Below are 14,367 nucleotides of genomic sequence, written 5' to 3' on the forward strand. Positions count from 1 at the left end.
CTGCGCATTGCCATCGCCAACGATATGCCGCTGGCGGTGGAGGCGATCCGGCGCGCGCTCGCTGGCCTGCCCGACTGGCAATTGGCCTGGGTGGCAGAGGATGGCCAAGCTGCGGTGCAGCATTGCCTGCGGGACCGCCCAGACGTGCTGTTGATGGACCTGCTGATGCCCCGCATGGACGGGGTGGCCGCCACGCGTGCCATCATGGCCAACACGCCCTGCACCATCCTGATCGTGACCAGTGATGTCGGGGTCCAAGCGTCCAAGGTGTTCGAGGCCATGGGGGCCGGCGCGCTCGACGCAGTCGACACGCCCACCTGGCAGGGCTCCGGCAGCGCCTCTGCACTGGCACCCGCGCTGCTGCGCAAGCTGGAGGACTTGCGCCGGCGGCTGCTCGCGCCGGCCGCCTTGCGCGCGCCCCCGCGCTTGGCGCCGGCCCTGGCCACCCCGGTAGGAGCGGCGCGCCTGGTGGCCCTGGGCGCTTCGGCCGGCGGGCCGGCCGCTCTCGCCACCATCCTGGCCGCACTGCCCGCGCAGTTTCCCGCCAGCATCGTGCTGGTGCAGCATCTAGACGCTGCCTTTGCGCCCGAATTGGCGCATTGGCTGGGTCGCCAGTCGGCCATGCCGGTGCGCCTGGCACGCGCCGGTGAGCCGCCGCAGCCCGGCGTGGTGCTGTTGGCGGGCGGGCCGCAGCATTTGCGCCTGTGCGCCGATGGCCGGCTGGAGCTCGACGCCGCACCCGAGGCGCTGCCCTACCGCCCCTCGGTAGATGAGTTCTTTCTCAGCGCCGCGCGCCACTGGCGCGGCGCCCTCAGCGCGGTCTTGCTGACCGGCATGGGGCGCGATGGTGCACGCGGCCTGCTGGCGCTGCGCGAGGTCGGCCACGAGACGATTGCACAGGATCAGGCCAGTTGCGCGGTGTTCGGCATGCCGGCCGCCGCCATCGAGCTCGGCGCTGCGCGTGCCGTGCTGCCATTGAACGAGATCGCCCCAGCGCTGTGCCGGCAGGTCGGCATGGCGGGCGCAGCTGCAAAACAAGGACGTTGAACGGTATGCAACAGAGTCAAGTGCAGATGGACAGGGGCTCCGGCGACGTCCTGGTGCTGCTGGTGGACGATCAACCCATCATCGGTGAGGCGATCCGGCGCATGCTGCTTGAGCAGCCGGACATTGGCTTTCATTACTGCCAGGATGCGGCGCAGGCCCAGGCCCAGGCCGAGTTGCTGCGCCCAAGCGTGATCCTGCAAGATCTGGTGCTGCCCGGCGTGGACGGGCTGAGCCTGGTGCGCGGCTATCGAAGCCAGCCGCGCACACGCGATGTGCCGGTCATCGTCCTGTCCAGTCGCGAAGAGGCTGGCACCAAACGCGACAGCTTCAACGCCGGAGCCAATGACTACCTGGTCAAGCTGCCCGACCCAATCGAGTTGGTGGCCCGAATACGACTGCACTCGCGCAGCTACCAGCACCAGTTGCAACGCGACGAGGCCTATCGCGCCCTGCGCGAAAGCCAGCAGCAGTTGGTCGATGCCAATTTGGCCCTGGAACGACTGAGCCGTGTAGACGGCCTGACCGGACTGGCCAACCGACGTACCTTCGACACCCAGCTCGACCTCGAGTGGCGGCGCGCGCAGCGAGAGCAATGCCCGCTGGGGCTGCTGATGATAGATATCGACGACTTCAAGGCCTACAACGATGGCTATGGCCACCAGGCAGGAGACGAGGCCCTCAAGGCCGTGGCCGGCGCCCTGGAAAAGGCCGCCCAGCGCGCCGCGGACCTGCCGGCCCGCTATGGGGGTGAAGAGTTTGCCATCATCCTGCCACATACCAGCTTGGAGGGGGTTCAACAGCGTGGGCAGCACGTGATCGACGGCGTGGCGGCGCTGCAAATGCCGCACCGTGGATCACTCGGCTATGGTCGCGTCAGCGTCAGCGTCGGTGCTGCGGTGCTAATGCCCACGGCCGATATCGCCCCGAGGGAGTTGATTGCCGCCGCCGACCAGGCCCTGTACGAGGCCAAACACGCGGGCAAGAACCGTGTTGTCCTGAAGCAGCCATCGGCGTCCGAGCAAAGGTAGCATCGAGCCATGAACCTGCTCGATTTCGACCACCTGCTGCGCTACTGGAGCGCCGCGCAGTGGCAAGCCAATGTGCTGATGCTGCTGCACCTGATGGGCGCCATGCTCTTGGGTCTGATCCTCGGCTACGAGCGCGCCTTCCACGGCCGTGCCGCCGGCATGCGCACCTATGCCCTGGTCTGCATGGCGGCCTGCGCGGTGACCATTCTGGTGGGCTATCCGGGCCAATGGTTCGGCGGCCACGCCGCGGGCGGCGACATGCCGCAATTCACCGACCCGACGCGGGTCATCCAGGGCGTGGTCACCGGCATCGGTTTCCTCTGCGCCGGCGTCATCATGCGCGAGGGCATGAACATCAGCGGCCTCACCACCGCGGCCTCGCTGTGGGCGGCCTCGGCGATCGGCATCCTGCTGGGCATGGGCTTTTATTTCGCCGCCATCATGCTTACGCTGCTTTGCGCCGGGCTGATGATGTGGGGCGCCAAGCTGGAGGCCAAGCTGCCCTCGCATCCCGCCATCTCGGTGCTGATACGCGGCAAGCCGGGCCGGCATTTCAAACAGGATGAGCTGGCCGAGTTTGCCGAGCGCCTGGGCTTTCGCTTCGCGCCCGGCTCGCTGAGCATCGAACAAAGCGGCGGGCGCGAGGAATGGCGTTTTGTCTGCACCGCCAAGCGCAATTACAAGGGCAGCACGCTGACGCGCTTCTCCAGCCATCTGCACGAGCTCGATGGCTTGGCCGAGTACCGCGTCACGCACGCGCGCAACTGAGCCCATGGCCTTGACATCCCTCTGGCGCCTGCTGGCGCCGCTGGCGCTGGCCGCGCCGGCACTGGCGCAGCGCGCCGAGCATTACATGCTGCATGTGCGGCCCGACGTCGAGGCGCAACGCCTGCAGGTCCAGGCCCGGCTGCAGATCAGCGGCGTGGCGCCCGGCAGCCGCGAGCTGCTGCTGGCCGCGCCCGGCCTGCAGCTCAGCCATGCCGAACTGGACGGGCAAGGCCTGACCCTGCGCCACAGCGAGGCGGGCTGGCATCTGCAACTGCCCGCCGGCGCCGGGCCAGTGCTGACGCTGGCACTGCGCTACCAGGCGCCGGCGGCCGAGGGCCTGGTGTTCGGCGCCGACTACGTCTACACCGCCTACCAGAGCTGCAGCTGGCTGCCCTGCGTGGGCCGCTTGCTGGACCGGGCAAGCCTGCAGATCGACTTCGAGCTGCCGGCCGGCTGGCTCAGCGTGGCCAGCGATGCCGAGCGCCCCTACCCGCTCTATGTGCTGGGCTTTGCCGCCGGACGCTTCCAGCAAGCCAGCGAGCCCGCCGGAGGCAAGACCCTGCGCTATCTGGGCGCCGTGGACGACGCCGCCGGCCTGCGCGCGCGCTTTGCCAGCACGCCGGCGATGCTGGCCTTTTTCGAGGCCAAGGCCGGCGTGGCGCTGCCGCATGCCGAATACACCCAGTTGCTGGTGCCGGGCGGCGTGGCGCAGGAGGTGAGCCGGCATGCAGTGATCGGCAAGGCCATGCTGGACCCCATCCTGGCCACGCCCGAGGAAGACTGGGTGATCGCGCACGAGCTGGCGCACCAGTGGTGGGGCAATCTGATCACCTGCGCCGACTGGAACGAGTTCTGGCTCAACGAGGGCATCACCAGCTTCATGACCGCGGCCTGGAAGTAGCAGCGCTGGGGTGAGGCCGCCTACCAGCGCGAGCTCGATCTGGCGCGCAAGCGCTGGGAGCGCGCCAAGGCCGCGGGCTTCGACAAGCCGCTGAGCTGGCCGGGCGACTACCCCAGCCTGGGGCTCAAGCGCGCCATTCACTACAGCAAGGGCATGCTCTTCATGCATGCGCTGCGCCAGGAGCTGGGTGAGGCGGCGTTCTGGGCCGGTTTCAAGCGCTACACCCAGGCGAACACGGGGCACAGCGTGAAGGCGGCGGACTTGCAGCAGGCGATGGAAGGCGCTGCAGGCGTGAGCCTGCAGCGCCTGTTCGAGCGCTGGGCGTACTGAGCCCCGGCGCTCAGTGCACCACCCTCTCGAACACGAACTCGCCCCCCTCCACCCGCACCGGAATCACATCCTTGGGCCCGAAGCGCCCTTGCAGAATGAGCTTGGAGAGCGGGTTCTCGATGCGCTGCTGGATCGCGCGCTTGAGCGGCCTTGCGCCAAAGGCCGGGTCGAAGCCGACCTTGGCGAGTTCGGCCAGGGCCTCGTCGCTGACGTCAAGCTTCATCTCCAGCTTCTCCAGCCTGGCTTCCAGGGCCTGCAGCTGGATCTTGGCGATGGAGGCGATGTGCTTGTTGTCGAGCGCGTGGAAGACCACGGTCTCGTCGATGCGATTCAGGAACTCGGGGCGGAAATGCGCCTTCACCTCGGCCCACACCGCCTCGCGTATCACCTCGCTGGACTCGCCCGCCAGCGCCATGATGTGTTGTGAACCCAGATTGCTGGTCATCACGATGACGCAGTTCTTGAAGTCCACGGTGCGGCCCTGGCCGTCGGTCAGGCGGCCATCGTCCAGCACCTGCAAGAGCACGTTGAAGACGTCCGGATGGGCCTTCTCCACCTCGTCCAGCAGCAGCACGCTATAGGGCTTGCGGCGCACCGCCTCGGTCAGGTAGCCGCCCTCGTCGTAACCCACATAGCCGGGCGGCGCGCCGATCAGGCGGCTGACCGAATGCTTCTCCATGAACTCGCTCATGTCCATGCGGATCATGTGGTCCTCGCTGTCGAACAGAAAGCCCGCCAGCGCCTTGCACAGCTCGGTCTTGCCCACCCCGGTGGGGCCCAGGAACAGGAAGGAACCAAGCGGGCGGTGCGGATCCGAGAGTCCGGCGCGCGAGCGCCGGATCGCATCGGCCACCGCGGTGATGGCCTCGTCCTGACCCACCACGCGCTGGTGCAGCTTGGCTTCCATCTGCAGGAGCTTGTCGCGCTCGCCCTGCAGCAGCTTGGAGACCGGGATGCCGGTGGCACGCGCCACCACCTCGGCGATCTCCTCGGCGCCGACGAGCGTGCGCAGCAGCTTGTTGGGCGTGCCAGCCGCCGCACCCTTGCCAGCCTCCTTGGCCTGCGCGTCGCTGAGGCGCTTTTCCAGCTCGGGCAGTTTGCCGTACTGCAGCTCGGCCACCTTGTTGAAATCGCCCTTGCGCTTGAGTTCCTCGATCTGCTGCTTGATGCGGTCGATCTCTTCCTTCACATGCGCGCTGCCCTGGGCCTGGGCCTTCTCGGACTTCCAGATCTCCTCCAGGTCATTGGCCTCGCGTTGCAGCTTGAGCAACTCCTCCTCGATCAGCGCCAGGCGCTTTTGCGAGGCCTCGTCCTTCTCGCGCTTGACCGCCTCGGCCTCGATCTTCAGCTGGATCATGCGGCGATCGAGCTTGTCCATCACCTCGGGCTTGGAGTCGAGCTCGATCTTGATCTTGGCCGCGGCCTCGTCGATCAGGTCGATGGCCTTGTCGGGCAGGAAGCGGTCGGTGATGTAGCGGTGGCTCAACTCGGCCGCGGCCACGATGGCCGGGTCGGTGATCTGCACGCCATGGTGCACCTCGTACTTCTCCTGCAGGCCTCGCAAAATGGCGATGGTGGCCTCGACCGTGGGCTCGTCCACCAGCACCTTCTGGAAACGGCGCTCCAGCGCGGCGTCCTTCTCCACGTATTTGCGGTATTCGTCCAGGGTGGTGGCGCCTATGCAGTGCAGCTCGCCGCGCGCCAGCGCGGGCTTGAGCATATTGCCGGCGTCGATCGCGCCCTCGGCCTTGCCGGCGCCCACCATGGTGTGCAGCTCGTCGATGAAGAGGATGATGCGGCCCTCGTCCAGCGCCACTTCCTTGAGCACGGCCTTGAGCCGCTCCTCGAACTCGCCGCGGTACTTGGCGCCGGCCAAGAGGCCCGCCATGTCCAGCACCAGCACGCGCTTGTTCTTCAGCGTCTCGGGCACCTCGCCGTTGACGATGCGCTGGGCCAGGCCCTCGACGATGGCGGTCTTGCCCACGCCGGGCTCGCCGATCAGCACCGGGTTGTTCTTGCTGCGGCGCTGCAGCACCTGGATGGCGCGGCGGATCTCGTCGTCGCGACCGATCACCGGGTCGAGCTTGCCCTGGCGGGCGCGCTCGGTGAGGTCCAACGTGTATTTCTTGAGTGCCTCGCGCTGGCCCTCGGCCTCCTGGCTGTCGACCTTCTGGCCGCCGCGCACCGCCTCGATGGCGGTCTCGAGCGCCTTGCGCGTCAGGCCATGGCCGCGCGCGATGCCGGCCAGATCGCTCTTGGCATCGGCCAGGGCGAGCAGGAACATTTCGCTGGCGATGAAATGGTCGCCGCGCTTGGACGCTTCCTTCTCGGCGTTCTGCATCAGGCTCACCAGATCGCGGCTGGGCTGCACCTGCTGGCCCTCGCCCTGCACCTGAGGCAGGCCGGCGATGATGGCGTCCAGCGCGGTCTTCAGCGCCGCCAGCTTGACGCCGGCGCGCTCCAGCAGGGCGCGCGGCCCCTCGGCCTGGCCCAGCATCGCGGCCAGCACATGGGCCGGCTCGATATAGGGGTTGTCCTTGGTGACGGCCAGGCTCTGGGCCTCGGCCAGGGCTTCCTGGAACAGGGTGGTGAACTTATCGACACGCATCTTGAAATCCTCCGAGGGTTCTTGCTTGCTCGCCTGTGAGGCAAGTGGGCCCCAGGCCAAGGATTTCAAGACTTGGGGTTTCAGACCCTGAGCAGGATCAAGTCGCGCATCAGTTTCAGACCCAGCACCGCACCGCCCAGGCCGCCCAGCACATGGGCGCCGGTGTGCGCCAGCGCCAGGCCATAGAGGCCGCGCTGCAGCAGCGCCAGCGATTCGCCGGAAAAGGTCGAGAAGGTGGTCAGCCCGCCCAGAAAGCCCGTCACCAGCAGCAGGCGCAGCCCCTCGTCGGGGAAGCGCGCCAGCCATTCCAGTGCCATGCCTATCATCAGCCCGCCCAGCACATTCACCAGCAGGGTGCCGAGAGGAAAGCCGGCCCAGACCTGGTTGAACAGGATGCCGGCGCGCCAACGCGCCAGCGCGCCCAGGCTGGCACCGAGCGATACCGCCGCGATCTGGCTCAGCAGGCCCATGCTCATGCGCCGGCGTTCCCGGCGTTCTCAATGCCCCAGCGCGCCAGCGCGGCGTCGTCGGTCACGCGCGCATCGACCCAATGGGCACCGGCGGGGGTGTGCTCCTTCTTCCAGAACGGCGCCTGCGTCTTCAGATAGTCCATCAGGAACTCGCAGGCCTGAAAAGCCTCGCCGCGGTGCGCCGAGCTCACCAGCACCAACACGATCTGCTCGCGCGCCGCCAGCGGCCCGACGCGATGGATGACGCGCGCGCCGCGGATGTCAAAGCGCTGGAAGGCCGCGTCAATCATGGCTTCGATGGCGGCCTCGGTCATGCCCGGGTAATGCTCCAGCTCCATCAGGCTGACGGCCTCGCCATCGCTGGCCTCGCGCACCGTGCCCACAAAGCTCACCACCGCACCCACGCCACCGTCCTGGGCGCGCAGCGCCAGGGTCTCGGCGCCGAGGTCGAAGTCTTGGGTCTGGATGCTGACGCGTGGCGTGACGCGTGGTGCGGGCTTGCTCATGGCCCGAATTGTGGCATCGAGTACCCACCCTTCGTGAGGAAGGACATGGGGCCGGCGCTGGTGGATACTTCGCTCGCGGCAGCTTGTGGCCGCCATCATTGATTGGGAGCGAGACCATGGGTTTGATGGACTTCATCAAGAAACAGTTCATAGACATCCTGCAATGGACCGAGGACGGCGACGGCACGCTGGCCTGGCGCTTCCCTATGCAGGACTTCGAAATCCAGTACGGCGGCTCGCTCACGGTGCGCGAATCGCAGATGGCCATCTTCGTCAACGAGGGCAAGGTGGCCGATGTGTTCGGCCCCGGCACCTACAAGCTGACCACCCAGACCCTGCCGGTGCTGACCTATCTGAAGAACTGGGACAAGCTCTTCGAATCGCCGTTCAAGAGCGACGTCTACTTCTTCAGCACGCGCCAGCAGATCGACCAGCGCTGGGGCACCAGCCAGCCGGTGACGATACGCGACAAGGATTTCGGCGCGGTGCGCCTGCGCGCCTTCGGCAACTACGCCTACCGCATCTCCGACCCCAAGCTCTTCCACACCGAGATCTCGGGCACGCGCGAGCGCTACACGGTGCAGGACCTGGACGGCCAGTTGCGCGGCCTGATGCTGCAGCACATCAGCGATGCGGTGGCGGCCAGCGGCATCCCCTTCCTGGACCTGGCCGCCAACCAGATCGAATTCGCCAAGCAGCTGCAGGCGGCCAGCGCGCCCGAATTCGAGAAGCTGGGGCTCAAGCTGGAGCTGGTGACGCTGCAAAGCGTCTCGCTGCCCGAGGAGCTGCAAAAGATCCTGGACCAGAAGATAGGCATGGGCATGATTGGCGGACAGAACATGGGCCAGTTCATGCAGTACCAGACCGCACAGGCCATCCCCAAGCTGGCCGAGGGTGTGGGCCAGGGCGGTGGCGGCGGCATTGCCGGCGACGCCATGGGCCTGGGGGCAGGTCTTGCCCTGGGCCAGACCATGGCAAGCCAACTCGCCCAGGGGCTGGCGGCAGCCCAGGCGCAGCCGGGCGCGGTCACCGGTGAACCCACGCCGACATCGGAAAGCATCATTGCGCTGATCGAGAAGCTGGGCGATCTCAAGGCCAAGGGCATCCTGACCGACGAGGAATTCGCCGCCAAGAAGGCCGAGCTGCTGAAAAAGCTCGCCTAAATCTTGACCGGGCCCGAAACCCAGCGCCGCTGGCGCGCCAACTGCCCCAACTGCGGCGCGCCGGTCGAGTTCGCCTCGGCGGCCTCGGCCAGCGCCGTCTGCAGCTTTTGCCGCAGCAGCCTGCTGCGCGAGGGCGAGGCGCTGCGCAAGATCGGCGAGAGCGCCGAGCTGTTCGACGACTATTCGCCGCTGCAGCTGGGCGCCGCCGGCCGCTATGCCGGCGAAGCCTTTCGCCTGGTGGGCCGGCTGCAGCTGGCCTACCAGGGCGGCAGCTGGAACGAATGGCATGCCCTGTTCGACTCGGGCCGCAGCGCCTGGCTGGCCGAGGACAACGGCAGCTTTGTGCTGGGCTTCGAGGCGCCGCTGGCCGAACGCGCGCCGCAGGCCCATGAGCTGATCCTGGGTGCCCAAATGCCGCTGGCCGGCCAGGCCTGGCGCGTCGCCTCGCTGACCCAGGTGACACTCGCGGCCGCGCAGGGCGAACTGCCGCACCCGCCGGCGCTGGGCCGGCAATTCCTGGTGGCCGACCTGCGCAATCCACACAACGAGGTGGGCACGCTGGAATACAGCAGCCAGGCCGAGGCAGCGCCGCTGTGGTCGGTGGGACGGCCGGTGCGCCTGGCCGAGCTGGCCATGAGCGGCCTGCGCGAGGACGGCGCCAAGGCCATGGCCTCCAAGAGCTACGCCTGCCCCAGCTGCGGCGCGGACCTGGCACCCAAGCTGCAGGACACGAAGAGCATCGTCTGTGCGCAATGCCATGCGGTGGTGGACATCTCGCAGGGCCTGGGCGCCGACCTCGCGCACTATGCGCAGCAAAATGGCCTGGAGCCGCAGATCCCGCTGGGCAGCACCGGCAGCCTGGCGGTGTCGGGTGGCGCGCCGCTGCCCTGGCAGGTGGTGGGTTACCAGGAGCGCTGCGACCTGCCCGAGCCCGGCGACGAAGAGGAAGAGCAGACCTTCTGGCGCGAGTACCTGCTCTACAACCGCACCGAGGGCTTTGCCTTCCTGGTCGACACCGAGGAAGGCTGGTCCGTCGTGCGGCCGCTCACCGGTGTGCCCAAGGGCAGCGGCACCAGCGTGGAGTGGCAGGGCAAGAGTTTCAAGCTGCGCTACAGCTATCAGGCCAAGAGCAGCTATGTGCTGGGCGAGTTCTACTGGCGGCTGCGGCGCGAGGAGCGCATCAAGGTCAGCGACTATGAATGCAAGAGCGGCAGCCGCACCGAGCTGCTCTCGCGCGAGGAGCAGGCCGGCCAGGAGATCACCTGGAGCCATGGCCGCAAGCTGGACGCGGCGGAGGTGGCGCGCGCCTTTCCCAAGCTGGCGCACGAGACACAGACCAGCTTGGCGCGCGACGCCAGCCCCGGCAGCGCGCATGGCCTGGGCTTCAAGATCATCGTCGCGGTGCTCGTCGTCCTCGTGTTGCTGCTGTTGGTGCGCGCCTGCAGCGGCGACGATTGCCAGAGCTACAAGGATGCCTACGGCGCAGCCAGCAGCGAATACCAGCAATGCCGGCAGCGCAGCGGCGGCAGCGGCATCCGCATCAATCCCGGCGGCGGCTCCTTCGGCGGCTTCAGCAGCGGCGGTGGTGGACACAAGTAGGCGATAGGACAAGGAGAAGACTATGGACGGATTCGAATGGCTCAAGCCCGGCATCGTGCTGGGTTCCATCCTCTACGCGGTGGTGGGCGTGCTGGTGTTCTGGGTCAGCTTCGTCGTCATCGACAAGCTCACCCCCTACAAGCTGTGGGAGGAGATCGTCGAGCACAAGAACATGGCGCTGGCCATCGTGGTGGCGGCCATGTGCATCTCGATCGGCATGATCGTCTCGGCGGCGATTCACGGCTGAGGTCTTGACGCGACGATGCCGACGATCTGCAGCTACGACCCACGCTGGCCGCTGGAGTTCAGCGCCATCGCCCATGGTCTGCGCACCGGCCTGGGCGGCTTGGCCCTGCGCATCGACCACATCGGCTCCACGGCGGTGCCGGGCTTGTGTGCCAAGGACGTGATCGACGTCCAGCTGAGTGTCGCCTCGCTTGGCGATACGTCCCTGCCCCCGCAAATCAGCGCCCTGGGCTTCGAGCGCTACCCGGGCGTTCGCGCCGACCATTGCCCGCCATGCCACCCGGGTAGTGAAGCGGATTGGTGCAAGCTGTTCTTTCTGCAGCCAGCAGGCAAGCGCCGCATCAACCTGCATGTGCGCGAGGCGGGTCGCACCAACCAGCGCTATGCACTGCTGTTTCGCGACTATCTGCGTGCCCATCCCCCCACGGCCGCAGCCTATGGCCAGCTCAAGCAGCGGCTGGCTGCCGGGCTCGCGAACGGCAAGGACTATCCCGACGTCAAGGACCCGGCGGTGGACTTGATCTACTTCGCCGCCCAGGCATGGGCCCAGGCCATGGGCTGGACATTGCCACCCTCAGATGCTTGATACCCCAGCCGCCGACAAGCCCTCCCGCATTTCCCTGCACGAGCTGCTGCTGCTCGCCAGCGTGTTCGTGGTGGCCGCCTGCGGCCTGGTCTACGAGCTGGCCGCAGGCGCGCTCGCGAGCTATCTGCTGGGCGACTCGGTGCTGCAGTTCTCCACCATCATCGGCACTTATCTGTTCGCGATGGGCCTGGGCTCCTGGCTGTCGCGCTATCTGGAGCGCCAGCTGGTGGCGCAGTTCCTCAAGATCGAGCTGCTGGTGGGCCTGATCGGCGGGCTGATGCCGGCCGCGCTGTTCAGCGCCCACAGCCTGCTGCCACCAGGCCAGCTGGGCGCCTTCCGCGTGCTGCTCTACGGCCTGGTGCTGCTGGTGGGCGCGCTGGTGGGGCTCGAGATCCCGCTGGTGATGCGTATTCTCAAAAAGCATTTCAGCCAGCGCTATGCCTTGCGCGAGCTGGTCTCGCAGGTGCTGACCTTCGACTACCTCGGTGCCCTGGTGGTGGCGCTGGCCTTCCCGCTGCTCTTGGTGCCGCAGCTGGGCCTGGTGCGCACCGGCATCTTTTTCGGGCTTTTGAACGCCTTCGTCGCGGTCTGGGCGCTGTGGCTGTTCCGCGCCGAGCTGCGCGCCTGGTCGGAGCATGCTTGGGCCTGCGCGCTGACCGTCGCCGCCCTGCTGGCCGCCATGCTGGGCGCCGACCGGCTCACCACCTGGGCCGAGGACCGCTTCTACGGCGAGCACATCATCCTGCGCGAGAGCAGCGACTACCAGCGCGTGGTGCTGACCCAGGGTGGCGCCGGCCTGCGCCTGTTCCTGAACGGCAATCTGCAATTCCATTCGCGCGACGAGTACCGCTACCACGAGGCCCTGGTGCATCCGGCGATGGCGGCCCAGGGCGCGCCCAAGCGCGTGCTGGTGCTGGGCGGCGGCGACGGGCTGGCGGTGCGCGAGGTCTTGCGTTGGGCGAGCGTCGAGCAGGTGACGCTGGTGGAGCTGGACCCGCATATGACGCGGCTGTTCTCCACCCTGCCCTTGCTGCGCCAGCTCAACCGGGATGCGCTGGCCAGCCCCAAGCTCAAGATTGTCAATGCCGATGCCTTCGGCTGGCTGGAGCAGCAGCCCGACGCTCAGTTCGACGTGATCGTGGTGGACTTCCCCGATCCCAGCAATTTCGCGCTTGGCAAGCTCTACACCACCAGCTTCTACCAGCTGCTGGATCAGCGCCTGGCCGCCGGCGGCTTCGCGGTGGTGCAGACCACCTCGCCGCTGCTGGCGCGCCGCAGCTTCTGGACCGTGGTGACGACGCTGGAAGCCGTGGGCCTGACCACCACGCCCTACCACGCCCATGTGCCCAGCTTCGGCGAATGGGGTTTTGTGATCGCCAGCCGGCGGCCCTGGCGCGCGCCCACGGCCCTGCCGCCGGGGCTGCGCTTTCTGACGCCCGAGGGCATGACGGCGCTGCTTAACTTCCCGCCGGACATGGCGCGCGTGCCCACCGAGGTCAATCGGCTCTCAAATCAAGTGCTGGTGCACGAGTTCGAAGCCGAATGGGGCAAGGTCCATTGAGGCGGCGTGAGCTGCTGGCCGCGGGCTCGGCCCTGCTTGCCGGCTGCCGCAGCGGGCAGCCGGCCCTGCAAGGCGGCTGGGTCGGCGCCAACGCGGCGCGCGGCCATCGGCTGCGCGAAACCCTGCCGACGCGGCAGCCCGACATCACAAGGCGCAGCCAGGTGCTGATCATCGGCGGCGGGGTGTCAGGCCTTGCCTGCGCGCGCGGCCTGGCCGCGGCCGGCATCGACTTTGCGCTGCTGGAGCTGGAGGACGAGACCGGCGGCAATAGCCGCGGGCATCGCATGGGCGGCATGGCCTGCCCGCTGGGCGCACATTACCTGCCGCTGCCGGGCCCGCATGCGCATGAGGTGAGCGAGCTGCTGCATGCGCTGGGCGTGGCGCGCCAGCAGCTCGGCCGCACCGTCTATGACGAACGCATGCTCTGCCACAGCCCGCAGGAGCGCCTGTTCTTCGAGGGCCAATGGCATGAGGGCCTGCTGCCGCCGGCACGCAGCGAGGCCACGCGCCGGCAGTACCGCCAGTTCGCCGCCGCCGTGCAGCGAGCGATGATGAAGCTGGGTTTTGCCATGCCGACCCAGCGCGCGCCCTGGACGCCCGCCCATGCCGCCCTCGATGCCCAGACCTTCGCCGCCTGGCTGCAGGCCCAGGGCCTGGACGACGCGCAACTGCGCTGGTATCTGGACTATTGCTGCCGCGACGATTTCGGCGCCGACGCGGCCCAGGTCTCGGCCTGGGCCGGCCTGCACTATTTCGCCAGCCGGCATGGCTTTCACGCCCCCGAGGACGAGAGCGCCGAACGCGAGGCGGTGCTGACCTGGCCAGAGGGCAATGCCTGGCTCACCCGGCGCCTGGCCGAACCCCTGGCCGATGCGCTCCAGACGGGCCGCACGGTGCTGCGCCTGCGCGAGGGGCGCCACGAGGTCGAGGTGCTGACGTTCAACGAAGCCGCGCAGACGCTGGAGCGCTGGCTGGCCCCACAGGCGGTGCTGGCCACGCCGCTGTTCATCGCTGCGCGCCTGATCGAGCAGCCGCCGGCCGCTCTGCAAGCCGTGCAGGCGCAGCTGCGCTACGCGCCCTGGCTGGTGGCCAATCTGCAGCTGGCCGAGGCGCCGCTGCAGCGCCTGGGCGCCGCACCCGCCTGGGACAATGTGCGCTACGGCAGCAGCGCGCTGGGCTATGTGGATGCGATGCACCAGAGCCTGCGCCCCTACCCGGGGCCCACGGTGCTGAGCGCCTACTGGGCCCTGCCCGCCCAGCAGCGTGCCGACCTGCTGCAGGGCGATTGGGCGTATTGGACCGAGCGCGTGCTGGCCGAGCTGCGACCCCTGCACCCAGAGCTGGACCGCCAGCTGCTGCGCGTGGACCTGATGCGCTGGGGCCATGCAATGAGCATTCCCGTGCCCGGCCTGCGCGGCTCGGCGGCGCTGGCGGCGCTGCGAAGCCAGCCGCAGGGCCGGCTGCTGTTCGCACACAGCGACCTGGCAGGCTATTCGGTGTTCGAGGAAGCCTATACCGCTGGTTGCCAGGCGGCCGCGCAGCTGAAGCGCTAGC

The 14,367-nt window shown here is 68.0% G+C and carries 12 protein-coding genes and 1 pseudogene; 10 read left to right on the forward strand and 3 right to left on the reverse strand.

Annotation, left to right across the window (positions count from 1 at the left end; genetic code table 11):
- From cheB to WG898_RS20040, 4 genes and pseudogenes are all read left to right on the forward strand, one after another.
- Complete coding sequence (gene cheB, locus WG898_RS20025) at positions 1 to 1,047, forward strand: chemotaxis-specific protein-glutamate methyltransferase CheB (RefSeq protein WP_339604682.1); 1,047 nt, start codon at positions 1 to 3, stop codon at positions 1,045 to 1,047.
- 5 nt (positions 1,048 to 1,052) lie between these two features.
- Positions 1,053 to 2,075, forward strand: coding sequence for a diguanylate cyclase domain-containing protein (locus tag WG898_RS20030; protein ID WP_339604540.1), 1,023 nt, complete (start codon positions 1,053 to 1,055; stop codon positions 2,073 to 2,075).
- 9 nt (positions 2,076 to 2,084) lie between these two features.
- On the forward strand, positions 2,085 to 2,843 hold the full coding sequence (locus WG898_RS20035) for an MgtC/SapB family protein (RefSeq protein ID WP_339604541.1): 759 nt from the start codon (positions 2,085 to 2,087) through the stop codon (positions 2,841 to 2,843).
- A gap of 85 nt (positions 2,844 to 2,928) precedes the next feature.
- Positions 2,929 to 4,074 (forward strand): annotated as a pseudogene (locus tag WG898_RS20040) (M1 family metallopeptidase).
- 10 nt (positions 4,075 to 4,084) lie between these two features.
- On the opposite strand, the gene clpB reads toward WG898_RS20040, so the two are convergent.
- From clpB to WG898_RS20055, 3 genes are all read right to left on the reverse strand, one after another.
- Complete coding sequence (gene clpB / locus WG898_RS20045) at positions 4,085 to 6,682, reverse strand: ATP-dependent chaperone ClpB (RefSeq protein WP_339604542.1); 2,598 nt, start codon at positions 6,680 to 6,682, stop codon at positions 4,085 to 4,087.
- An 80-nt stretch (positions 6,683 to 6,762) separates the two neighbouring features.
- The gene (crcB, locus tag WG898_RS20050) at positions 6,763 to 7,158 is read right to left on the reverse strand and encodes a fluoride efflux transporter CrcB (RefSeq protein WP_339604543.1); all 396 of its coding nucleotides are present in this window, start codon (positions 7,156 to 7,158) and stop codon (positions 6,763 to 6,765) included.
- Entirely contained in the window at positions 7,155 to 7,658 is a 504-nt protein-coding gene (locus WG898_RS20055) for a molybdenum cofactor biosynthesis protein MoaE (protein WP_339604544.1), read from the reverse strand. The genes crcB and WG898_RS20055 overlap by 4 nt, the downstream gene beginning before the upstream one ends.
- A gap of 116 nt (positions 7,659 to 7,774) precedes the next feature.
- Here WG898_RS20055 and WG898_RS20060 point away from each other — a divergent pair, with 116 nt between their 5' ends.
- From WG898_RS20060 to WG898_RS20085, 6 genes are read left to right on the forward strand one after another with little or no spacing between them, the layout of a single operon-like run.
- Positions 7,775 to 8,821, forward strand: coding sequence for an SPFH domain-containing protein (locus tag WG898_RS20060; protein WP_339604545.1), 1,047 nt, complete (start codon positions 7,775 to 7,777; stop codon positions 8,819 to 8,821).
- A 3-nt stretch (positions 8,822 to 8,824) separates the two neighbouring features.
- The gene (locus WG898_RS20065) at positions 8,825 to 10,420 is read left to right on the forward strand and encodes a DUF4178 domain-containing protein (protein WP_339604546.1); all 1,596 of its coding nucleotides are present in this window, start codon (positions 8,825 to 8,827) and stop codon (positions 10,418 to 10,420) included.
- A 22-nt stretch (positions 10,421 to 10,442) separates the two neighbouring features.
- Entirely contained in the window at positions 10,443 to 10,667 is a 225-nt protein-coding gene (locus tag WG898_RS20070; protein WP_339604547.1) for a DUF350 domain-containing protein, read from the forward strand.
- Between the two features lie 15 nt (positions 10,668 to 10,682).
- Entirely contained in the window at positions 10,683 to 11,252 is a 570-nt protein-coding gene (locus WG898_RS20075; RefSeq protein ID WP_339604548.1) for a GrpB family protein, read from the forward strand.
- Entirely contained in the window at positions 11,245 to 12,813 is a 1,569-nt protein-coding gene (locus WG898_RS20080) for a polyamine aminopropyltransferase (protein ID WP_339604549.1), read from the forward strand. The genes WG898_RS20075 and WG898_RS20080 overlap by 8 nt, the downstream gene beginning before the upstream one ends.
- Positions 12,810 to 14,366, forward strand: a complete 1,557-nt coding sequence (locus WG898_RS20085) for a flavin monoamine oxidase family protein (RefSeq protein ID WP_339604550.1) — start codon at positions 12,810 to 12,812, stop codon at positions 14,364 to 14,366. Before WG898_RS20080 ends, WG898_RS20085 begins: the two co-directional genes overlap by 4 nt.
- Position 14,367: the final 1 nt, after the last annotated feature.

The organism is Paucibacter soli (assembly GCF_037482845.1).
Lineage (GTDB): Bacteria > Pseudomonadota > Gammaproteobacteria > Burkholderiales > Burkholderiaceae_C > Paucibacter_B > Paucibacter_B soli.